At 36.3% G+C, this 22,244-nt stretch carries 22 protein-coding genes; 17 read left to right on the forward strand and 5 right to left on the reverse strand.

Going from position 1 to position 22,244, the window contains the following annotated elements; genetic code table 11:
* The first annotated feature begins 22 nt into the window (after positions 1-22).
* From tenA to AWM68_RS11355, 4 genes are read left to right on the forward strand one after another with little or no spacing between them, the layout of a single operon-like run.
* Complete coding sequence (tenA, locus tag AWM68_RS11340; RefSeq protein WP_066241450.1) at positions 23-736, forward strand: thiaminase II; 714 nt, start codon at positions 23-25, stop codon at positions 734-736.
* Complete coding sequence (locus tag AWM68_RS11345; protein WP_066241452.1) at positions 729-1,310, forward strand: ECF transporter S component; 582 nt, start codon at positions 729-731, stop codon at positions 1,308-1,310. Before tenA ends, AWM68_RS11345 begins: the two co-directional genes overlap by 8 nt.
* 14 nt (positions 1,311-1,324) lie before the next feature.
* Positions 1,325-2,776 (forward strand): ABC transporter ATP-binding protein, encoded by a 1,452-nt coding sequence (locus AWM68_RS11350; protein WP_066241455.1) that lies wholly within the window; start codon positions 1,325-1,327, stop codon positions 2,774-2,776.
* On the forward strand, positions 2,760-3,539 hold the full coding sequence (locus tag AWM68_RS11355) for an energy-coupling factor transporter transmembrane component T family protein (RefSeq protein ID WP_066241458.1): 780 nt from the start codon (positions 2,760-2,762) through the stop codon (positions 3,537-3,539). Before AWM68_RS11350 ends, AWM68_RS11355 begins: the two co-directional genes overlap by 17 nt.
* A 43-nt stretch (positions 3,540-3,582) precedes the next feature.
* On the opposite strand, the gene AWM68_RS11360 is transcribed toward AWM68_RS11355, so the two are convergent.
* Together AWM68_RS11360 and AWM68_RS11365 are read right to left on the reverse strand one after the other, a co-directional pair.
* Entirely contained in the window at positions 3,583-3,882 is a 300-nt protein-coding gene (locus AWM68_RS11360) for a hypothetical protein (RefSeq protein ID WP_066241460.1), read from the reverse strand.
* Positions 3,883-3,978: 96 nt separating this feature from the next.
* Positions 3,979-4,599: a DUF2238 domain-containing protein gene (locus AWM68_RS11365; protein ID WP_066241463.1), complete on the reverse strand. Its 621-nt coding sequence runs from the start codon at positions 4,597-4,599 to the stop codon at positions 3,979-3,981.
* A 98-nt stretch (positions 4,600-4,697) separates the two neighbouring features.
* Here AWM68_RS11365 and AWM68_RS11370 point away from each other — a divergent pair, with 98 nt between their 5' ends.
* Positions 4,698-5,576, forward strand: coding sequence for a hypothetical protein (locus tag AWM68_RS11370; RefSeq protein ID WP_066241467.1), 879 nt, complete (start codon positions 4,698-4,700; stop codon positions 5,574-5,576).
* Positions 5,577-5,591: 15 nt separating this feature from the next.
* Positions 5,592-6,056: an aminoacyl-tRNA deacylase gene (locus AWM68_RS11375; RefSeq protein WP_066241470.1), complete on the forward strand. Its 465-nt coding sequence runs from the start codon at positions 5,592-5,594 to the stop codon at positions 6,054-6,056.
* Between the two features lie 105 nt (positions 6,057-6,161).
* Here the strand turns inward: AWM68_RS11375 and AWM68_RS11380 are convergent, their stop codons facing one another.
* Positions 6,162-7,304: an AbrB family transcriptional regulator gene (locus AWM68_RS11380; protein ID WP_231868416.1), complete on the reverse strand. Its 1,143-nt coding sequence runs from the start codon at positions 7,302-7,304 to the stop codon at positions 6,162-6,164.
* A gap of 223 nt (positions 7,305-7,527) precedes the next feature.
* Here AWM68_RS11380 and AWM68_RS11385 point away from each other — a divergent pair, with 223 nt between their 5' ends.
* The 10 genes from AWM68_RS11385 (at position 7,528) to AWM68_RS11430 (ending at position 16,125) form a co-directional block, all read left to right on the forward strand.
* A complete protein-coding gene (locus AWM68_RS11385; RefSeq protein WP_066241472.1) occupies positions 7,528-9,207 on the forward strand; it encodes a DUF6044 family protein in 1,680 nt (559 codons plus the stop codon).
* Between the two features lie 19 nt (positions 9,208-9,226).
* Complete coding sequence (locus AWM68_RS11390; RefSeq protein WP_066242458.1) at positions 9,227-10,264, forward strand: glycosyltransferase; 1,038 nt, start codon at positions 9,227-9,229, stop codon at positions 10,262-10,264.
* A complete protein-coding gene (locus AWM68_RS11395) occupies positions 10,218-10,637 on the forward strand; it encodes a GtrA family protein (RefSeq protein WP_066241477.1) in 420 nt (139 codons plus the stop codon). The genes AWM68_RS11390 and AWM68_RS11395 overlap by 47 nt, the downstream gene beginning before the upstream one ends.
* A gap of 7 nt (positions 10,638-10,644) precedes the next feature.
* Positions 10,645-11,220: a hypothetical protein gene (locus AWM68_RS11400; RefSeq protein WP_066241479.1), complete on the forward strand. Its 576-nt coding sequence runs from the start codon at positions 10,645-10,647 to the stop codon at positions 11,218-11,220.
* Positions 11,221-11,368: 148 nt separating this feature from the next.
* Positions 11,369-11,626: a hypothetical protein gene (locus AWM68_RS11405; protein ID WP_066241481.1), complete on the forward strand. Its 258-nt coding sequence runs from the start codon at positions 11,369-11,371 to the stop codon at positions 11,624-11,626.
* Positions 11,614-12,522 (forward strand): SPOR domain-containing protein, encoded by a 909-nt coding sequence (locus tag AWM68_RS11410; RefSeq protein WP_066241484.1) that lies wholly within the window; start codon positions 11,614-11,616, stop codon positions 12,520-12,522. The genes AWM68_RS11405 and AWM68_RS11410 overlap by 13 nt, the downstream gene beginning before the upstream one ends.
* On the forward strand, positions 12,519-12,959 hold the full coding sequence (locus AWM68_RS11415) for a phosphodiester glycosidase family protein (RefSeq protein ID WP_066241486.1): 441 nt from the start codon (positions 12,519-12,521) through the stop codon (positions 12,957-12,959). Before AWM68_RS11410 ends, AWM68_RS11415 begins: the two co-directional genes overlap by 4 nt.
* 34 nt (positions 12,960-12,993) lie before the next feature.
* A complete protein-coding gene (locus AWM68_RS11420) occupies positions 12,994-13,935 on the forward strand; it encodes a DUF6454 family protein (RefSeq protein WP_066241489.1) in 942 nt (313 codons plus the stop codon).
* Positions 13,936-14,074: 139 nt separating this feature from the next.
* Entirely contained in the window at positions 14,075-14,839 is a 765-nt protein-coding gene (locus AWM68_RS11425; protein WP_066241492.1) for a MerR family transcriptional regulator, read from the forward strand.
* Positions 14,840-14,955: 116 nt separating this feature from the next.
* Positions 14,956-16,125 (forward strand): alanyl-tRNA editing protein, encoded by a 1,170-nt coding sequence (locus AWM68_RS11430; protein WP_066241497.1) that lies wholly within the window; start codon positions 14,956-14,958, stop codon positions 16,123-16,125.
* A 46-nt stretch (positions 16,126-16,171) separates the two neighbouring features.
* On the opposite strand, the gene AWM68_RS11435 is transcribed toward AWM68_RS11430, so the two are convergent.
* Complete coding sequence (locus AWM68_RS11435; protein ID WP_066241499.1) at positions 16,172-17,572, reverse strand: hypothetical protein; 1,401 nt, start codon at positions 17,570-17,572, stop codon at positions 16,172-16,174.
* An 86-nt stretch (positions 17,573-17,658) separates the two neighbouring features.
* The gene (locus tag AWM68_RS11440) at positions 17,659-18,678 is read right to left on the reverse strand and encodes an acyltransferase (RefSeq protein ID WP_066241502.1); all 1,020 of its coding nucleotides are present in this window, start codon (positions 18,676-18,678) and stop codon (positions 17,659-17,661) included.
* Between the two features lie 210 nt (positions 18,679-18,888).
* On the opposite strand from AWM68_RS11440, the gene AWM68_RS11445 reads away from it, so the two are divergent.
* Entirely contained in the window at positions 18,889-22,224 is a 3,336-nt protein-coding gene (locus tag AWM68_RS11445; protein ID WP_066241505.1) for a hypothetical protein, read from the forward strand.
* The last annotated feature ends 20 nt before the right edge of the window (positions 22,225-22,244 follow it).

Raw genomic sequence — 22,244 nt, forward strand, 5'->3', positions numbered from 1 at the left:
TACAATAACAAGGAGGATCCACATGAAAAAATTTACCGAACACTTACGAGAGAAAGCCCATTCTGTCTGGGAAGCCAATCTTCATCATCCCTTTGTAAAAGGAATTGCAGATGGAAACCTGCCATTAGTAAACTTTACATATTATGTCTTGCAAGATTCCTATTATTTATCTCATTTTGCTAGAGTTCAAGCCATGGCAGCTGCGAGAGCTGAAGATCTATATACGACTTCAAGAATGGCGGCTCATGCGCAAGGAACCAATGATGCAGAATTAGCGCTTCACGAAACATTTATGAAACAACTGCAGATTACAGACGAAGAATTAGCAAATTTCGAACCTGCTCCAACTGCGTACCATTATACATCTCATCTATACCGAGTCGCAGAGTCAGGTAGTTTAGGAGAAATAATTGCAGCTATTCTACCATGTTATTGGATTTATCAAGAAATCGGTAAAAGGTTTAAAGAAGCAACACCACAGGAACCGATTTATCAAGAGTGGATTGCAGCTTATGGTGGTGAGTGGTTTTCGCAACTCGTGCAAGAACAGATTTTTCGGTTGGATGAACTAGCAGATAAAGCTAGTGAATCGGAAAAGAATAAAATGACTCGCCATTTCTTAATCAGCTGTGAGTACGAATATTTATTTTGGGAAATGGCTTATACATTGGAAAAATGGCCTGTTTCATACGGCACTTTTGCCACCAAAGTCGGGAGGGAAACAAGAAATGTCTAAGAGGCTAAAGTTAACTGATATTTTAGTAACCATTGTCATATCCATTGGCTTTGGAATTATTTATAAGATTTGGGGACCTCTTTATTATGCTGTTAAACCTTTAGGGCTTCATATTGATCAATTAATCTATGGTATGTGGTTTATGGCTGCAACTGTAGCATTCCTAATCATTCGAAAACCAGGGGTCGCTCTTTTAGCAGAAATTGCCGCATCCTCAGGAGAGTTTTTAATGGGGTCTGAATTCGGTCTAGAAGTATTACTATACGGTGTTGTTCAAGGTTTATTTGCTGAAATAGTCTTAATGGCATTTCGCTATAAGAGGTTTGATCTATTTGTCATTTCTCTCGCCGCAATTAGCGCTTGTGCGGGGTCTTTCATCTTAGACTTTTACAAAGGGTATGTTGGAGATCTATCTACATGGAATCTTATACTATTTATTGCATTCAGGCTGATAGGTTCAATCGTTTTCACAGGGGTATTTGCTGTTTCCATTACGAAAACATTAGAAGCAACAGGAGTTACTAAACTTGTTCGTCCCTCATCAAAGAAAGATTATGAAGCTCTAAATAGATGATTGAGGTGATATAAATGGACACAGTGTCCTCTCTGAAAAACTTAAGATTAAAGTTTCCTGGTGAAGATGGCTTGCTTTTTAAAGACTTAAATTTATCGTTTAAGAAAGGTGAAAAAGTTCTATTACTAGGACCTTCGGGATGTGGTAAATCCACTCTCCTGCAAGTTCTTTCTGGAATTATCCCTCGATCAGTTGAAATTCCTATTAAGTTTGACAGTATACAAATTCCTGATAAATGGGGGTTTATTTTTCAAGATCCTGAGACACAGTTTTGTATGCCATATGTTGATGAAGAGATCGCGTTTGTATTGGAGAACTTACAGGTTCCAAGGCATGAGATGCCAAGCAGGATAGAGGAGTTATTGAATGAAGTAGGTTTGCATTTGAAGGATATCCACACACCCATTCAAAACCTTTCAGGCGGAATGAAACAGCGTTTAGCCATTGCATCTGTATTAGCGCTGGATCCTGACGTTATTTTTTTTGACGAACCTACTTCACTAATTGATGAAAGTGGAACTGAACAAATATGGGAAACGGTAAAAAAAATAGGCGAGGATAAAACGTTAATTATCGTGGAGCACAAAATTGAACAGATCATCGATTTTGTTAACCGTACGATTGTTTTTACTCCTGATGGAGAAATTCTAGCCGATGGGGATTCTTTCAGCATCTTTTCACATTACAAAGAGAAACTTAAACAGTATGGCATTTGGTATCCTGGTGCCTGGAGCGAATATAAAAAGGAAAGTTCCTCCATTATCGAGAGTAAGCAACAAACCTCACTATATCTTGATAACTTTAAAGGGTATCGTAACAAGGAATTAAAAATATCGTTAGGAAGTACAAGCGTTCATTCTGGCGAGTGGATCATGGTGGTTGGTGAGAATGGAGCAGGCAAGAGTACATTGTTATTATCACTGATGCAGCTAATAAAAAGTTCCGGCAGCTATCAAATTAATAATTTGACGATTAAAAAAATCAATGATTTGTACGGCTTGGCTTATCTTGTATTCCAAAACCCAGAGTATCAATTTTTAACAAATTCGGTATACGATGAAATGACATATGGAACTGAGCAAAATCCAGAAAATATAGCTAAAGCAGAAGAGATCTTAACTACCTTTGGGCTTACAGGAAAGGAAAAGCATCATCCGTTTCAACTATCTATCGGACAAAAAAGAAAGCTAAGTGTCGCTTCTGCATTCATTCAACAACCAAAGGTAATATTGCTTGATGAACCAACATTCGGGCAAGATTTAATAAACACGTTTAAGATGCTAGAATGGCTGGAAAACAAAAGGCAAGAAGGAAGCATGATCATTATGGTGACACATGATTCCCAAATACTTAAGCATTTTGCAACACGAGTATGGGAAGTGAAGAAAGGCGAGTTAGTCAATGATCGCAAGGTTTCTAACTGTATGTGGTCTAAAGAGGAGCGCTTATATGAACACATTTTTTAACTGTAAAGAGACCTGGCTGCATAAAACTAATCCTTCTTTAAAACTAATAATCTTGTTGTGTCTATTTGTTTTTGCCATCACCATTCATCAGCTTCATTTTATGATACTATTCACACTTGTCATAGCACTGTTGTTTCTTTTTGGTACAGGATACTCCTATAAGCATATCTTTTTATTGTTAATTCCTTTTTTATTTATTTTTTTATCTACATCAACATCTATGATTTTGTTTGGTAAAGGTGAAACCACGCTATTCAAATGGGCGTACGTGCATATAACCAAGGAGAGCTTAATTCGGGGGATACATATAGGGTGTAGAGCTCTGTCATTTGCAATGCTGAGTTTAACTTTTGCATTAACAACACAACCTGTTAAACTTTTTTATTCTTTGATGCAGCAGCTTAAACTATCTCCAAAGTATGCCTATACCTTTATGGCGGCTATACGATTAATTCCAATTATGATAGAAGAATTGCAAACCATACGCAATGCGCAAAAAGTAAGAGGTGTTCAAGGACAAAGGAACCTGTTTAAAAGGATGAATATCCTAATGATTCCTTTGTTGTCACAAAGTATTCGCCGTGCACATCGCATTGCAGTTGCGATGGAAGCAAAAAGGTTTGATGCAAGTAAAAAGAGAACCTTTTTTTATGAAATAGGGTTCTCTAAGTTCGATATTTTTTTTGCAAGTTATTTTCTAATTATGTTCACGGTTGCTTACCTATTCTCCATACATTTCCATATTTCCCGATACAGATGTTAGATTTTAAGCAGATCAAGAAGTCTGAATTTATTCCAGGCTTCTTTTATTTTAATATGGTCATATTGTCTTTTTGTTTTATTATGACTGTATAATGATTTTCTTTTATCTTTTTATATATGGAATAAGGCACCACTAACTCTGTACCGTCAGAAAATTTAATTTTATGACTCGGCTGTGTAACAAGAAAAGTACCTATATCATTAGTCAGCTCTATATTCTTTTTTTCAATCACATAACCTCGATATTCATCAACCTCAAATTCTTTTTCTAAATACCCAGACCAAGCAAAAAAGAGTAAAGATCCAGAAACAAAAGTGCAGAGTATAGAAACCATTTTTAGCATGAAAATCACCTCTGTCTATTGTTAGTCAAAGAGCTAAAATTTATAGAAGAGGGAAATCACGGAAGAAGGGTTTACAATATAATGATCTAATATAATTCAAGACCAATGTTTTTCTTTGAGATCAGGGATTAACCGATTATGCCAGCGGGTGAATAACCATAAGGCAATGATTGAGCCAATCAGAGTCAGTGACATATCCCATTGTGCATCCCAAATGTCACCTTGTGCGCCAACAAAATCTTTTGTTTTACGTCTAGCTATTTGCGCTGCAAGCCACTCTATGATTTCATAGCTAGCAGAAACCGTTAAAGTCATACAAAAAGCGAGAAACTGAACCCATTTTCCCGATGTCAAGGATGTTTTTATTAGTAGGATTTCGCGAAATACAATGACAACTAATCCTTTCATAAAATGACCAAACCGGTCATAATCATTTCGCTTTAAATCATATTGATCTTGAAGCCAATCAAACCAGGGTACATCGTCATATGTGTAATGTCCACCAATAAACGTGAGTATGGTTAAAAGCGCAATTATAAAGTAAGAGAGAGTGGTCAGCCTGACTTTTTTGTAAAAAGATAGTACAACAATTAAGATAATTACCGATGGACCGACTTCAAGAATCCATATTGGATAATGTGAAGGTTTTATAGATGACCAGATCAAGAATCCAATCACAGAAATAAAAAGGAAAACATGAAACCGATTCTTCTTCAAAAAACAGCACCTCGCATTCTGTTTTTAGTATTGATGTTTAGCCATACACGTATTCTCTAATTTTATTGACCACAAATAAAAAAGGATGTGAATGAATCATGGCCAGAAAAATAGCAGTAGCGATTCTGCATGGGATTGGGAACCAAACTGAGGACTTTTCTGATTTATTTGCTGAAGTCTTAACAAAAAGATTTTCACAAAACATTAAGCCGTATTATGAAGAACCTGAAAATGAATTAATCATTCAGCCTATTTATTGGGGAAGTGTTTTTAATGAAAAAGAAAACCTATTGTGGGAAAAACTCAATCAAGGAACAGAATTAGACTTTAAGAAATTAAGGCAATTTGTCATCCACTTTTTTGGTGACGCAATCGCCTATCAGCCCGCATTCAATTACAATCCAAATTACATAAAAGTCCACGAGGTTTATGCAAGAGGACTAAAAATTTTAAGTGAAAAAGCTGGTGAAGATGCTCCATTGTTTGTTGTTGCACATAGCTTAGGTACTGTTATTACAAGCAATTATTTTTATGATTTACAATTCATATCTGAACGGATTCATGATGATATAAAACAAAATATAAACGAAACACCACTAGAGAAGGGATATACGCTAACGAGTTTCTATTCATTAGGCAGTCCGCTTGCTTTATGGAGTCTTAGATATGCTGATTTTGACATTCCAATTCAAGTTCCATCACCTCATTTGAAGAACTATTATCCTACTCTTAAAGGTAAGTGGGTTAACATCTATGATAAAGATGACATTTTCGGCTACCCATTAAAATCGTTAAATGAATCATACAAAAGGGCAGTTGCAGAAGATGTTGAAGTGAATAGCGGAGATTTGATCAGCAGCTCCACACCCCTTTCCCATAAGCATTATTTTAAAACAAATGAAGTGATCAATGAGATAGGTGACGAAATAGCAGAAGCCTGGAAACAGTTAAATTTAGCACCTAAAAGTAACCAGTAAAAAGGAGAAAACTACATGGAAAACTTTCATGCTTCTATAAAAGATTATATAATGAAACATAACTTAGATGCGTCACATATCATTACTTCAAAATCGTGCCATACTGTACATGATGCAGCCATTGCGATAGGTGCTTCCAGTCATGAATTTGTAAAGAATATTTGTATGATGGATACCGAGAATCAATTGATTGTCGCCATTGTAAAAGGGGAAGATCGAGCAAGTACATCACGCGTTGCTAAAGCACTGAATATCGTACGACCTAGACTAGCAACAGAAGAGGAAATTCAATCTCTTACAGGATTTCCTCTTGGTGGTGTTCCGTCTTTTGGGTTTAAAGCAACTTTTTTAATTGATTCAAACGTAACAGAGCTTACTCACATTTATACAGGAGGAGGCTCTCCTTATTCTTTAGTGAAAATTGATGTAAAAAGCATGATAAACGTTAACGGCGGAAAAGTAGTACGAATTAGAAAGTGAATGTTGTTAGAATAATTTGTTAAAACTTAAAACTTAGAAGACATAAAAAACATCCCAAACGTCTGTTTTACATTGGGATGTTTTAATATTTAACAAAGTGAATCATTACTCATGCTTTAACGCTTCTTTATTCATATGAAACCGCATTACCCATTTTAATAACGGTGGTACAGCGAAAAAAATAAATAATATCCTGAAGAGTTGATAACCTGTAATCATTGTAACATCTGCTTCTAATTCGTGTCCTATTATCCCCATTTGATCTGCTCCTCCTGGGGCGAGACTTAGGAAACTAGTGATGGGAGAAAAGTGGTACAGGTGAATAAGCAGAAAACTTAGACCGAGTGCAATACCCACTAACATCATGCCACTAATCAGGGCTATAGGAATCATGCTGGCTTTCCTTTTTAATTTTTCCGGCTTTAACAACAACCCAATATAACCGCCTATTAAGAGTTGGGAAACATCAAGAATAGAGCCAGGAAGTGATGGACCTGATATTCCGAATACATTTAATATAGCGATTCCCAAGATAGGACCTAAAAGATAGGCGGTTGGTAATTTTATTTTCTTTCCAATAAAGGCCATTACGATTGAGAAAATGGCGAATAGGATGAATTGTGGAAAAAAAGAACTTTGTGTACCCTCCGTAATGACATCTGGTATAGTTTGAATGCCTTCCTTTGTAAATAATGGGCTAAATATGAGAAACGGAACAGCAAAGATTATAACAATGAGGCGTGTTACTTGAAAAAAGGTTACTGTGGTAATATCAATCCCTTTTGTTTCTTCTGCAAACGTAATAATTTGGGATAAGCCGCCAGGAATAGAACTTGTTAGAGCAGTCGGGAAATTTATGCTGGTTAATCGGGATATGATAAACGCCATACCAGCACATATTATTAAGAGAAGAATTGTCATGAACGCCATGGACGGAAGCTGTGAAATCATTAAGTGTAAAGATTGTTTTGTAAAGGTTAAACCTATTGAATAACCAACTATGATCAATCCTGTATTTCTTAACGCGATTGGCCAATACAGTTTAGTCCACCCTAATTGGTTTACTACTAAAACAGCAGTCATGGAGCCTAGCAGCCAAGGAATCGGCCAGTTCATAAGAGTGAAGACTAACCCGCCTATACATGCTGAAATCAGTGTGAGTATCAGTTGAAAAAGCTTTTTCTTTTCAAAATACTTATTTGTCATCATAAAACCTTCTTCTTGTATCCATAATCGTTTAGCTAGCAATCTTCTTTTTTTCCTCTATTGAAAACAATAGCTTATTTATCCACTTTCTACATAATAAAAAGCACTTTTGGTAGATCGGACTTTGAATAAACGTGTTGTAAACATAAAATTAGCTTAAAGGCACTTCATAGTGTCTTTTTTTCATGGATAAATTCAAAGTATACAAAGTTTTTATTATGTGAAACCTGTTAATCGACTCTATTTTAATGATGGGGTGTTATGAGTGTTTCTTAAAAATGTTAATTCTTTTGAACGTAAATGTTTATATTTTTCATTTTTCGTTATCATTTTATATTTATCTCCCTTATTCATTTTAGGTGAGAATGCACACATTCGTGTCCACGATAATCTTGATTCCAACCTTGCTTGGTACAGGGTACTTAATGAGAGCGGTATGCTGTTTGGAGATGTACATTCAACGATTCCTCAAATTATAAACGGACTTCCAAGGAACGCACTAGGAACAGAATTTAGCGGAATCGTTTGGCTGCATGCCATTTTTCCCACAATGACCGCATATATCATCAGCCAAGCGATCACTCGGATTTTCGCATTTATCGGCATGTATTTACTATTAAAAACACATTATTTATCTGGGGAAAAGTATACCTTAATCTCAATCGGTACAGCACTAGCATTTGCACTTACTCCATTCTGGCCGTCTGGAATGCTTAGTACACTAGGAATGCCTTTAGCATTGTGGGCGTTTCTAAATATTCGTAATGGAGAAAAAGCGTGGAGAAACTACATAGTTCTCACACTGCTCCCATTTTACGCTAGTTTTGTACTAGGTTTTTTCTTCTTTTTATTTGCCTTAGGAATCTTTTGGTTTGTGGCTGTTATCCGAGGAAAAGGGTGGAATTGGCGTTTTTTCTTTTCCATTGTCTATATGACTACCGTATTTCTTGTGGTTGAATATCGTCTTGTCTATTCGTTTATCTTTGATGATGAGCCAAATACAAGAGATGAATATTTCCATGCACGTTTACCTTTTTGGTGGGTAACGAGACTCACTTTCAAGAACTTTGTGCTCGGACATACACATGTAATGACCGTACATGGTTTGTTTATACTCTTTGTAACCGTACTCGCTTTATACTTAATTCTCTTTAAAAGACTATGGAAACAGGAGAAAGTTTTTGTTTTTCTATTTGTTTTTAATTTCGCTTTATCTGCCTGGTACGCCTTTTGGTTTTATAAAGGCTGGCGGCCGTTAACAGAACGTTTTCACTTTATGGATACGTTTAATTTTGCACGGTTTCACTTTTTACGTCCACTTGTTATATATATGGGATTTGCTCTTGGTCTGAAGATTATTATGAATCATGGCAAGGTTCTAAAAACCGTCATTCCATACTTTATCATTGGTCAAATTACCATACTCTTTTTGTTTAACGATGAAATCATTTATAGAAAAAAACCGAGTGTTAAAGAATTTTATGCAAAAGATTTGTTTCAGGAGATTGAAGAGTATATTGCAAAACCATTAGCGAGTTACCGAGTCGCTAGTATTGGAATTCATCCTGCAATTGCACAATATAACGGTTTTTATACCCTTGATACGTATAACAATTTTTACCCATTAACATACAAATATAGGTTTCGGGAAATAATGGAGAAAGAGCTTCAAAAAAACAAAAGACTTCGTACGTATTTTGATGAATGGGGAGGACGTTGCTACATTTTTACCGATCAGCTTGGGAAACATTATATGTTTAAAAAGGATTCGACCGAAAGATTGGACAATCTTCAGCTTAATATCAAGCCTTTTAAACAATTAGGCGGGGAATACATATTTTCAGCGCTCCCAATCGATAATGCTGCAGAATTAGGATTGCAGCTAGAGAAAGTGTTCGTATCAGATGCAGCAGCTTGGAAAATTCATTTATACAAAGCGAAGTAAGCAGCCAGGAGGTGCACAGATGAAACAACCGGTTTTGACGATTGTTGTTCCTTGTTACAATGAGGAGGAGGTATTGCCAACAACAATTGATTGCTTGCACAAACTTTTAATGATAATGATCGCAGAGGAACAGGTCTCAAGCGAGAGTAATTTGTTATTTGTAGATGATGGCAGCAAGGACCTAACTTGGTCAATTATCCATAAACGAAGTTTAACAGACACTCATATCAGAGGATTAAAACTTTCTCGTAATGTTGGACATCAGAATGCTTTACTAGCTGGTCTTTTTACTGCAAAGGACACATCTGATTGTGTTTTATCCATTGATGCTGACCTTCAAGACGATATTCAAGTTATCCCGACTTTTGTTGATAGGTTTAAAAAAGGGCATGACATCGTATATGGTGTGAGGAAAAAAAGGGATTGTGACACATTTTTTAAGCGCAGCAGTGCAGAGTTATTTTATAAATTAATGAATAAAATGGGTGTAAACCTTGTTTATAATCATGCAGACTTCCGTTTAATGAGTAAACGAGCATTGCAAGAATTAGAGAAATTCGAGGAAGTTAATATGTTTTTACGAGGTATTGTGCCTTTAATCGGATATAAATCAACTTCTGTTTATTATGATCGAAAGGAACGCCTAGCAGGAGAAACCAAATACCCGCTGAAAAAGATGCTTTATTTTGCATTCGATGGTATTACCTCTTTCTCTGTAACCCCAATAAGGTTTGTTCTCATCACAGGTCTTGTTTCATTCTTTGTCAGTCTTCTATTCGGTATATATTTTTTCTCCTTAAAATTTATCGGGGAGACCGAAACAGGGTGGACATCCCTTATTACATCCATATGGCTCATTGGAGGTCTCCAATTAATAGGAATTGGCCTGATTGGTGAATATATAGGAAAGATTTATAAAGAGTCAAAACGCCGGCCGAAATATACTGTTGAAATTGATTCAAAAACCTTTACACAGCCGCTTCCATTAAAAAATACGCAGAGAGTGAAAGATGAATCATATAATCTCAACCTTCGGAAACTTCCTGAAACCAACTAACTCCTTTATCCGTTTTCTATTGGTTGGTATTGTAAATACATGCATAGGTCTCACCATCATTTTTCTCTTGATGAACGGATTTGGATTGAACTACTGGATGTCTACATTTATTGGCAACACATGTGGCGCTCTTATTAGTTATGTATTAAACCGTAATTTCACATTTAAAAGCAGCACTTCTTTAGGAGCCAGTGGAATTCGCTTTGCAACGGTTATTGTACTTTCTTATTTTTGCGCTTATGGTGTGAGTGACCTCCTTTTGGATGAATCAGTTGTTACAAATAAAGAAATTTCTGTATTGTTCGGTGCATGTCTTTATACATTGCTGAATTATTATGGACAAAAATACTTGGTTTTTCATAGAACGAGGTGACCACATAATGAAACGTAAATTTCTCATAATCTTAAGCACCGCGTATGTCATATTTATGGCTTGCCTTTGTTTCTATTATTTTTCAAAAGGTGAAACACATAGTTATCAAGTGGCTTTTGGAGGAATGTTATGCGGACTTGTTCCGTTATGTCTAATCCTTTTTACGAAAATAAAGTTCAATATGCCGATCATGATCTCCTATTTTGCCTTTTTATTTGCATCACAATATTTAGGGTCAATTTTAGGATTTTACCATTTAGGCTGGTGGGATACCTTCTTACATCTCTTAAGCGGAGCTTTATTGTCGTTTGTGGCCATAGCTCTTTATGAACGAATGACACATCAACATACTAGAAATGATATATCTTATTGGCTCGTGTTCTTATTCGTACTTGCCTTTTCCGTTTTTGGCGGAGTTGTATGGGAAATATATGAATTCAGTATGGATCAATTTTTTAATATGACCTTACAAGGCGGAGGAAACTTCGATACGATGGTGGATTTAATTGCCGATACGACGGGTGCACTCATTATTGCAACGATTGCGGCAGTGAAAACAAAAAAACGTTTTAATATGAGTTAAATGCTAAAAAAATTAGAAACCACATGCGAAACTTGCATGTGGTTTTTTATCATTTATTACTATACTTTACAAACAAACAATGCTCCTTTTACTTAATCTTAATATCTTTTTAGTAGAGTGAAGAAATCACATAATTAAGGAGGCATAAATGAAGAACGTAATATTTTCATCGCAAAAAAAGGTTATTAAGAAAACTGCTCAAATCACATTAACCGCATTAATGTTGCTTTCTTTGCCAGCTTTTACAGATAGTCATATATCAAAAATCAATACTGCTGAAGCAGAGACCAAATTACCTTTTAAGGAAATTTCAAATAAAGAAACTAGAGAATTACAAGAAGGTGCTCATACTCGCGGATTGTATATGGAAAAGCAAATCAGAACGATACCTATATGGTGGACGTAGATTTTCTTAATGAAAAAGAAGAGGCAATTGAGCTTAAAGAAAAACTTAAATCTAAGGGCTACACTTCATTTATTAAAACCATCAAGGAAAGAGCGCAAGATGACCCAGAACAGAAACCACTCGGTTATGTAGTAAGAATCGGTTCCTATCAAGAAGAGGTGCAAGCTAAAGTCATTCAAGAAGAACTAGTATCGAAAGGGTACAAAGATTCAAAGGTTATATTTACTGCTGAAGATGGAGAACCAACTACAGGACCGTGGGCTGTCAATGTTATTGAGATTAATCCCAAAACCTTTAAAGGAAGTGTATCGCCAACTATAGCTGCTAAACAAATTCCCGGAAAAGAGACACTGACAAGTATGTCAAAAAGAACGAATGCATTAGGAGGAATCAATGGCGGTTATTTTGTAATGGGTCCAAAAGATGGCACAGAAGGTGACCTCGCAGGCATTTCAATGATAGATGGCGAGCTTGTAAGTGAAGCGGTAAATGGCCGGACAAGTCTAATACTAAACGAAAAGAACCTGGCAAGCATATCCACTGCTTCAACTAAGCTTTCTATACAATCATCAGATGATAGCGATCGAGAAATAGATGGGCTAAACCGAGCACCAGGACTCATTAGAGGGTGTGGTGGGATCGGTGATAATGAATCTAAACAGCCAAAACATGACTTTACTTGTACGGATGCGAGTGAATTGATCCAGTATACATCGAAATTCGGTCCATCTACTCCTAAGGGAGAAGGTGCAGAAGCCGTCATTGACAACACGGGAAAAGTCATTGAAATAAGAAACTCCCGTGGCGGTTCAATTCCGCTTGGAAGTACTGTAATAGCTGGAACAGGAGAATCAGCAATTGGATACTTGGAAATTTACAAACTCAAGAAAAAGTGAAAGTAAAGAAAAAGGTAATTACAGAGGATTCCACACTTCCAATAGGAAAAGGAACTAACATCATTAATGGAGGACCTAGACTCTTACAGAATGGAAAAATAGAAATCCCTTCAACTGCAGAAGGATTCCACCAGCCTAACTACCCCGAATTCTTTTATCAGTTCGGCCTAAAACGTCATCCTCGCACCGTTGCAGGGATAAAAGCTGACGGTTCAATACTTTTGGTCACAATCGATGGAAGAAAACCAGGATATAGTGTTGGAGCAAACTTTAATGAAAGTGCACAGCTTATGAAGTCATTAGGTGCGGTTAACGCCTTGAACCTTGACGGAGGCGGTTCTACAACCATGACAATATATCAGAAAATGGTAAGCTCACCTTCAGATGCTACAGGTGAACGTCCTGTTGGTGATTCGCTCTTACTTTTACCTCAATAACATTAAAAATTTTAGAATTTGAGGAGGAAAAATGATGAAAAATATGATTCTTACATTAGCTGTTGCTGTTTCAATAGGTTCTGTTACGACTGTGTTTGCAAATCCAGAAAGTCTTCAACAAGACGAAAATAAATTTACAGAAAGTTTCAAGCAATTGTCACGTGATACAGCTTGGGAGCAGAAAGAAAAAGTTGATTTGCAGTTTAACACTTATCATCCACAAGGAATGACAAAGATAGGGGACTTATTTTACATGTCTTCTGTTGAAATCATTGAAAAACCAGTAAAATACGATGAGCCTCGTGAAGGTTACGACCGCTCAACAGGAAGAGGAATTGGCCATCTGTTCGTTTTCAATCAACAAGGTGAGCTCTTAAAAGATATTAAACTTGGTGAAGGGGATATGTACCATCCTGGAGGTATTGCATTTGATGGTGAATCAATTTGGGTATCGGTCGCTGAGTACCGACCAAACAGTGAATCCATTATTTACAAAGTAGATCCGAATACTATGAAACCCCAAGAAATGTTCAGAACCAAGGATCATATCGGTGGAATCTTGCGTGACGGTGAAAATGGAAACTTAAAAGCTGTAAGCTGGGGTTCAAGAAGATTTTATGAGTTTAATCAAAAAGGGAAGGTTGTAAGCAAAGTTAACAATCCTAGTCACTTTATTGATTACCAAGACTGCGAGAGTGCTGGTAAAGAGAATATGATTTGCAGCGGCATTACAGAATTGCCTCAGCAAGGAAGTAGTACAGGTAAATATGAACTAGGCGGACTGGCTTTATTAGATATGAAAACACTGGAAATTGAACATGAACTGCCAATCTCTCTGGTTTCAAGTGAGGAACATAATGTTACACGTAACCCCGTTTATCTTGAAAATAAGAATGAAGCAATAAAGTTATATGCTGTGCCCGATGATGACAAATCCTCTATGCTCGTTTATCAAACAAAATTGAATAAAAAATAAATGAAATCGATTGTATGAAAACACTTTGATGCTCTCAAAGTGTTTTTTATAATAAATAAAATAACAAAAAAATAAGTGATACCCATTGACCTTCACGTTGCGTAAAGGTGTAAAGTGAGAATTATCAGGAGGTGATCACATGGAATACACCATTCAAAAGCTTAGTTTACTAGCGGGAGTCAGCACCAGAACTTTACGATATTATGATGAGATTGCAATTCTTAAGCCGGCAAGAATCAACTCATCAGGTTACCGAATATATGGTAAGACTGAAGTGAATAGACTGCAGCAAATTTTATTTTACAAAGAGCTCGGACTTCCATTAGATCAAATAAAAGAAATCATTACATCACCAACATTCAATGCAGCTGCTGCACTACATGAACACCGTGAAAAACTCCTGAGCAAACGACAGCAATTAGACCGTCTAATCGCGAATGTGGATCAGACGATTGCAGTTAACGAAGGGAGAATTACGATGACAGATAAAGAGAAATTTGAAGGGTTTAAAAAGCAAATGGTTGAAGAGAACGAACAAAAATATGGTAAAGAGATACGTGAAAAATACGGAAATAATGCGGTTGATCAATCAAACGAAAAAGTGTTAAATATGAATCAGAGTGAGCACGATGAAGCAGCAAAGCTTGCAGAGGAAATTAACACAACTCTTGCTGAAGCCTTTAAAACAAGTGACCCTGCAGGAGATTTGGCTCAAAAAGCAGCTGATCTTCATAAAAAATGGCTGATGCTGTATTGGAACAATTATAGTAAAGAAGCCCACGCAGGCCTTGCACAGATGTATGTGGATGACAAACGGTTTACAGCGTATTATGATAAAGAACAGCCAGGAACTGCTGAATTCCTAAGAGATGCTATTCACATTTATACAGGTATGAAGATTTAAGAAGTTAGCACGATCTATTAAAAGGGAGGTAACCAATCAAGGTTGTCTCCTTTTGTTTTATTCATCACCCATGTTAGTTTAAACTAAGAGCAGAGAGTAAGAAGGGATGACATAATATGACTGAAAAAATATATTATTCTTCACCATATACAGCCGAATGGAAAACAACTATCGTAGAAGCATTTGAAAAAGACGGGAAGTTTTTTGTTGTTTTAGAGGGGACCTCGTTTTATCCTACAGGTGGCGGCCAGCCAAATGATACTGGGACCATCAATGGAATCAATGTCTTAGATGTATTTATTGAAAATGATGAAGTGATTCACCAATTGGAAAGGTTGCCTGGAACTTCCTCGGTAAACTGTGAATTAGATTGGGACAGAAGGTTCGACCACATGCAGCACCATACTGGACAACATCTATTATCTGCTGTTTGTTATTCCTTATATGACGCACGCACAATCAGTTTTCATCTAGGAACAGATTATGCAACGATTGATATTGAGATGGATACACTGAATCAAAATCAAAGGGATAGAATCGAACAAGCAGTTAACGATCAAATTTATAAAAATCGAATGGTACATACTTACTTTGTTACGCAAGAGGAGCTTCAACAATTATCATTATTGAAATTGCCTAAAGTTACAGAGAACATACGAATCGTTGAAATAGATGGAATCGAATATAATGCCTGCGGAGGGACACATGTTGCTTCAACAGCTGAGATCGGAATTATTAAACTCTTGAAAGCAGAGAAACAAAAAGGTGCGGTAAGATTGTATTTCAAGTGCGGTCAACGTGCGCTACTTGACTATAATGAGAGTTTGAAGATTCTTGGAAATATATCTGCAAAATTTAACACAAGCCGGATTGAAGTTTTAAACCGACTTGAAAGATGGGAAGCTGATCAGATAGAAATGGAAGCAGAAATGAAGCGTCTAAAAGACGAAAACAACAGTTATTTAGCCAAAGAACTTGTTACACATGCCAAAAACAATAATCTTACATATGTATTTGAAGGAAAATCGTTTGAGGATACAAAAGAGCTTGCGATTAAAATGGCGAATGAAAATGATTTACTTCTTTTATTTGCTGCAATTCCTGAGAACCGCATTATTCTTATGCATAATGGAACAAAAGAAATTTCATGCGGCACGTTTTTTAAAGAAAACCTTAAGACCTTTAATGGTAAAGGCGGAGGAAGTGATAAATCGGCACAAGCTGGTTTTTCTACGACAGAAGATATGAAGCGTTTTATGGAGTTCACTAGAGCAAACCTATACTAAAAAGTTAAAGAGGAGCGAGGCAATAATTGCCATACTCCTCTTTTTCTCATATCAAGAAAATCGCTACTATTGTTGTTACAACTAAACCAATGGTTACTGGCTTTAAGTTTCTTCTAGCCAGTTCAAATGGATCGACTCCACAGATTGCTGCTGCTGGAATCAATGCCCAAGGCACCAATGTTCCTCCGCCAACCCAAATGGCTGCGATCTGACCTAATGCTGTCAGAGTAGCGGCACCTGCTCCAATTGCCGTTCCAAATATGTTTGCAACCGATCCTGCTAAAGAAATCCCTGAAAAACCAGAACCATCAAGACCTGTAATGGCCCCTACAGCTGTTAATGTGATGGCACCGATCTCTTTGCTTAAAGGAACAACAGATGCAAGAGCAACACCTAGATCATTCACAATACCATGAGATGTCTTTGGCAGAAACTCACCAATAATTTTACCAAAACCTGAGTCACCGAGATAGAAGAATGCTGCGATTGGGATAACAGGACCGAAAACCTTAAATCCAAACAGAAAACCATCAATCAAATAAGATGTTGTTTTTTCTAACCCCTTATTTTTATGACTCACCATCGTAATTAAAAGAAGGATAAAGACTGAGGTACCGCCGATCAGTGCTGTCGCATCTCCGCCTTGCAAATTAAGGATTGACATTGCTGCGACATCAAGTGCAAACATTAAAGGAATAAATAGAGCAAAGAACCGCTTCTGTCCTTGTGACAACAGACTTAGTTCTTGATCAGTTGTTTCCTGTACAGGTTCGGCTGTGACCCCAGTACTGCTAGTTAATTTTCCTGACTTTAAATCTCTTTTTAAAAAGTAAAACGCCGCTATTGTAGTAACTAATCCCATCACAAAAACGAGCGGAACACTTGCACGAATCACATCGCTTACAGGAAGTCCGGCAGCGTCAGCCGTTAATTTTGGAGCAGCTTGAATGATAAAATCTCCCGAAAGAGCTATACCGTGACCAAACAAGTTCATGGCCATGGCTACTCCTAGGGCAGGCAGGCCAACACGAATAGCTACTGGCAAAAGAACTGCACCCATCAGCGCTACTGCAGGTGATGGCCAGAAAAACCACGAAATAATCATCATTAGGATACCTATCGTCCAATAAGCAAGCGCCGGAGTCCTAATTAGTTTTGAAAACGGCGAGATCATCACATCATTAATCCCTGTCGTGGTCAATGTTCTGCTCATAGCTACAATGATAGAGATAACAAGGATCGTTGGAAGAAGCTCTGTAATCGCATATATAAAACTATTAAATATACTGCTGACTGACCCACTCAATGAACCTGTTGCTGTGATGGCAATTAAAAAGATTCCGGTAATACAAATTAAAGTAGTATCACGCCTCTTAACCATGAACCCGATAATTAAACCGATAAACACAACATAAATCCAATGCAGCGCTGTTAGTTCAACGCCCATCTGTATTCCTCCCCTGTGAAATGGGTGTTTAGCCCTTTCGTAATGTAATACAGAATATGATGGGGAGGAAAAGGGGTGAGGAACTTTTACTGCTTTATGCTCCGTTTTATATTTTGTAGAAAATCATAAAAGAAGTATGAAACTGTAAAGATAAAAAGGGTATAAAACAAATTCCAGAAGAAGTTCTCAGACAATCCTTCCAGATTTAATACTTTGATAAATTTATTAAACACATCTAAGAAAAACACATGAATGATATATATTCCCAGTGCATTTGCCCCTACTTTTGTTAGATATAATCCTTTTCCTAACGATTTATAATGCAGAGCAAATAAAAATAGAAAGGCTGTTAAAAGGATCGTTGAGAAAAAGTACTCACCATGGCTTCCTGACAACACTTTATCTAATATATATCCTTCCATTGCTTGAACAGCAATACCGATTAGAGCTAGACCTAGAAATGTCCTTCCATTTAATTTTTTTAACCCGCTGAAGCGATTATTTAGTGCAAACATAACGCCAAGCGTTGTATAAAACAAACCAAAGAACATGGCATCACGTGTACTGTTGATAGGAAATTTGATAAACATTGTGTAGGCCTGACCTAAAAGGCCAAGTAAGTTTAAACCAAGGCTGAACCAAAAGAGCAACTTCATTTGTTTAAATCGTAAAAAGAGAAAAAGGATGATTGTAGACCAGATTAATGCTGTTAAAAACCAAAGCTGATATCCGCTCGTTCCTTTTCCGTAATAAAAGAGATTTAACAGCGTAAAATGTTCAAAGTATTTTATTAATTTTTCTTTTACAGCGACTCCATTCAAAAGGACAAGCAGAACATCATAACACGTGTAAAAAAGGAGCCAAACGAAATAAAGTTTAATCAGTTTTATGACATAGCTCTTGAAATAGTGGAAAGGAGCTTCTTCACTCTTCATCTTTTGTGCAAAAAAGTATCCAGATGCTGAAAAGAAGAAGGGTACAGCAAACCTAGCAGCATTATCAATAATAAAATAACCTGTAAACCCATTTAGTGGAAAAACATGTATCAAAACTACAGCAAATATCGCAAAAAATTTTATAAAATCTATGGAATAAATGCGCTCCATCTCTGGGCCACCTTAAAAAAAGTATATTTCTAACAGTATGAACATATCTTTGTCAATTCATAAACTTCAACTGTGTGGAGTGACACCAAACTGGAATTAATGTAAAATTATTACTGTTATATTGTGTCAACGAAAAGAGGTAACAGGATGTTATCTCTTTTCTTTTTAATACATACATTCCATAAAAGGGGTAGTCTAGGGGGTTTAACTTTGAACCAAACCAGATTTATAAAAGATCTAAACGAGTTAAAAGACGGAGGTTATATAAAAAAGAAAGATTATTTAAACATTCTTGATGGCTATTACAGATACAGGGATGATCTTCAGAAAAAGGAAATACAAGAAGAAACCATGTTAATAAGAGAAGCATTAAATGCAGTACCAATATCTGAACCAAAACCTGAGCGTGAACCTAAACTTGCAAAACCTATAACAGCACCAAAAACGAAAATCGAAATCACACCTGAACAAAGAAGGGAGAAAAATATTACAACACTCATGACAGCTGGCGTAATCCTTCTTTTACTTGGAGGATTAACACTTGCCACTAGCAATTGGGATGTGTTTAGTTCATTAACTAAAACGATGCTTGTAGGCGGTATCGCTATTTTATTTGGAGGCTTAGGGGTTCTTTCTGAGAAAGTACTGCAAATAAGAAAAACAGCTTTTACATTTTTTGTTTTGTTTGCATTATTCATTCCCATTACTGTTCTTTCAGCAGGTTATTTTCAATTATTTGGTGAATGGCTAAGTTTTTACGGTGAGGGAAGATATGTTTTAGGAGTTCTATCAACGGCGGTCTGCATTCCTATTTATTTTTGGTTCGGTACCTACTTTCAGTCAAAACTATTTATCTGGCTGACTTTTATTGCAAGTGCAATCGGTTATGCGTATTTCATATTGTCATTTGGTCTGACAAAGGAAGCTTTTTACTTTATCTATGCATTAGGGAATGCAGGGTTTATTGCTTTATATCACATAAGAAAAGAGAAAAACCAAAATATATTTTTAAAGACATTGCCTGTGTTTATACAGGTGAATCTTATTCTTTCAACTGTTCTCATTCTTATAATCTTTGAAAACCAACTTTACCAAAGTTTCAACATTATTTTAACTGCTGTTCTGTATTTAGCGATGCGAATGGTTAATCAAAGAAAAGAATATGAGCTATTGTTTATTGGATTTATTACGTATGGGTTATATCAACTGATACAGAGTTCTATTTTGATAGAATATCGTTTACTCCTAATCGTAATGGTCCCGCTAGTTCTGTTACTCGTTGGTAAATTCTCAGATCACAAGTTAAAAACGTATTATCAACTAGCAAACGGTTCCATATCCATACTTGCATTCTTATATATCACCTTTGAGGGAGTCTTATTATCTGTGGGAGAAGGTAGTGTATGGCTTCTATTGGGCTATTTTGTTCTAGCTGGCAACTTTATCTATTTATGCTACAACTCAACATTTTTGTTTTTTAACTATTTAGCTCCTTTTTACCTTCTATGTGCATTTATGGAGGTATATCATTTGATAGGTAGTGGGTATGAAGATTATTGGAGCATGGCTATTGGAATCTCCGCAGCACTCTCCTATACAATAGGTCAGTTTTTAACGCCTTTGAAAAGATCTAGCCTTTTTGTAGGTGGTGGAGGACTACTAATAAGCTTTCTATTAACCTCAATAACTGATAATTTTGGGCAAGCAAGTGTTGTTTCAATTATACTATCCTTGATCTCTGTACGTCATTTCTTAAACAGCACTGGATATGAAAAAAGAATCTCAGCCTGGCTTGTTCCTGCATTTGTATTTTTTTCGATTTTCTTTTTAGGAATGAAGCTTTTATCGGAACCTAAATTATCACTCTCACTGACAATTGGAAGTATGGTATTATTAGGGGTCTATATTTGGCAAAAAAAGCAAAAACAACTTTCTGATGCATTTATTGCAACAGTTGCTTTTACGTCAATATTAAATTTTACGACTGCATCTCTTGCAGGGGATTTTACGTGGGTTAAACTGTTATCATCATTACTCCTTATGGTCGTATTATGGTTTGCCACCCAGCACTTTACTTTCATATGGGGATATGCAGGCATTCAAATTGGATTGTTCTTTGCATTGAATTATACGGCAGCTCTCTTTGGTCTTGATTTAGCAAATGAAACTAGCATTTACGTTTATATCGTAATTGCCTACATTTTGTATGTGAGTGAGGAAGTATTTCAGCGAATAGATCACAGAAGTGAATATCCAATAAAAGCAGTGTCACATCTAGTTATCTTATTAACGTTTCTGTATGGGTTAACAATCACTTCAGCACCTCTTTCATATGTTCTTATTGGTTTTCTATATGGTATTCAAATGTACCGTGCTCAAAAAGAATATGAAATAAGATTTAGTTTTTACGCAGGCTTAACACTTCTAGCTATCGCTTTTCACTATGCTATTAAAGAAATGCTATCTAACGAAGGACCAGTGATTTACAGCACTCTTCTAGTCGGTCTTTACTTCTTGCTCACTAGAGAATGGAAGCGGCGTTTGCAGTTCTATATTGTTCCTTTTTCACTGTTTTTCCTTGGAGAGTATATAACAAGCCGTGGTTTGAGTAATTTAGATCTACTATTGCATACTGCAACAGCAATAGGTTTTATACTTTTTTATCAGTCATTAAAAAGCTACTGGAGTTACGCTTCTGTTATTGTACTGGGGTACTTGATGATTGATCTGGATCAATGGTTAATGTTTAACAGAATCCCTCATGAACTTTATTCACTGATTTGGTTTACGGCAGGATTAATCATTACAATCTCAGGCAAGTATTATTTTAAACAGTTATATTTCAAGACTCCATTTGTTCAACTTGACTTTTTTGCAATATACGGGATTATTTATGTATTAACAGGACTGAGCCGTTCTGAAGACCTTCTTACAACGCTTGGCCATGTCATACTTGCTGTACTTTTCTATTTTCAGTCCAGACGATTAAGAGATTCATTGCTTGGTAAAAGAATACTTCAAACGTTTTCAAGTTTCTTTGTACTTTTCGCTTATTATTCGTTTATCAACCAGTTTGATATACCGGCTATTATTCAAACGGAGCTTAACGTATTGCCTTGGATTTCTTTAAGTTATGTGATTACAAGAAAAACATGGAATGTCCATGAGAAGTACGCTCATTTGATTCAATACATGATATTGGGTATAGTCGGGATTTCTTTGATGATTGATGCCATTCAAAGCTATCAAGTTATGGACGCTATCATCCTCGGTACCTTATCGTTTATAAGTATTATTTATGGATTCACCTCTAAACAGAAGAGCTATTTCTTTACAGGTTTGATCATTCTTTTATTAAATGTTTTGATTCAAACTCGACCATATTGGGACAATATGCCTTGGTGGGTGTACTTGTTATTAACTGGGATCTTGCTAATCGGGTTTGCCAGTTATAATGAATTTAAGAAACAAAAAGGTATAAACTCTCCCTCATTAAAAGAGAGCATCTTAAGTAAATGGAGACATTGGTTTGGTGAGTGGAAGTAGCCGCTCATTAATAAGGAGGA

Source organism: Fictibacillus phosphorivorans, assembly GCF_001619875.1.
GTDB classification, from domain to species: Bacteria; Bacillota; Bacilli; order Bacillales; family Fictibacillaceae; genus Fictibacillus; species Fictibacillus phosphorivorans_B.

Excerpts from the sequence above, each read along its gene's own strand:
- AWM68_RS11375 (WP_066241470.1), top strand. The coding sequence starts at position 5,592 with ATGGAAAACTTTCATGCTTCTATAAAAGATTATATAATGAAACATAAC.
- AWM68_RS11425 (WP_066241492.1), top strand. The coding sequence starts at position 14,075 with ATGGAATACACCATTCAAAAGCTTAGTTTACTAGCGGGAGTCAGCACC.
- AWM68_RS11430 (WP_066241497.1), top strand. The coding sequence starts at position 14,956 with ATGACTGAAAAAATATATTATTCTTCACCATATACAGCCGAATGGAAA.
- AWM68_RS11370 (WP_066241467.1), top strand. The coding sequence starts at position 4,698 with ATGGCCAGAAAAATAGCAGTAGCGATTCTGCATGGGATTGGGAACCAA.
- AWM68_RS11360 (WP_066241460.1), bottom strand. The coding sequence starts at position 3,882 with ATGCTAAAAATGGTTTCTATACTCTGCACTTTTGTTTCTGGATCTTTA.
- AWM68_RS11345 (WP_066241452.1), top strand. The coding sequence starts at position 729 with ATGTCTAAGAGGCTAAAGTTAACTGATATTTTAGTAACCATTGTCATA.
- AWM68_RS11410 (WP_066241484.1), top strand. The coding sequence starts at position 11,614 with ATGGTGGACGTAGATTTTCTTAATGAAAAAGAAGAGGCAATTGAGCTT.
- AWM68_RS11405 (WP_066241481.1), top strand. The coding sequence starts at position 11,369 with ATGAAGAACGTAATATTTTCATCGCAAAAAAAGGTTATTAAGAAAACT.
- AWM68_RS11440 (WP_066241502.1), bottom strand. The coding sequence starts at position 18,678 with ATGGAGCGCATTTATTCCATAGATTTTATAAAATTTTTTGCGATATTT.
- AWM68_RS11395 (WP_066241477.1), top strand. The coding sequence starts at position 10,218 with ATGAATCATATAATCTCAACCTTCGGAAACTTCCTGAAACCAACTAAC.
- AWM68_RS11400 (WP_066241479.1), top strand. The coding sequence starts at position 10,645 with ATGAAACGTAAATTTCTCATAATCTTAAGCACCGCGTATGTCATATTT.
- AWM68_RS11355 (WP_066241458.1), top strand. The coding sequence starts at position 2,760 with ATGAACACATTTTTTAACTGTAAAGAGACCTGGCTGCATAAAACTAAT.
- AWM68_RS11420 (WP_066241489.1), top strand. The coding sequence starts at position 12,994 with ATGAAAAATATGATTCTTACATTAGCTGTTGCTGTTTCAATAGGTTCT.
- AWM68_RS11350 (WP_066241455.1), top strand. The coding sequence starts at position 1,325 with ATGGACACAGTGTCCTCTCTGAAAAACTTAAGATTAAAGTTTCCTGGT.
- AWM68_RS11390 (WP_066242458.1), top strand. The coding sequence starts at position 9,227 with ATGAAACAACCGGTTTTGACGATTGTTGTTCCTTGTTACAATGAGGAG.
- tenA (WP_066241450.1), top strand. The coding sequence starts at position 23 with ATGAAAAAATTTACCGAACACTTACGAGAGAAAGCCCATTCTGTCTGG.
- AWM68_RS11435 (WP_066241499.1), bottom strand. The coding sequence starts at position 17,572 with ATGGGCGTTGAACTAACAGCGCTGCATTGGATTTATGTTGTGTTTATC.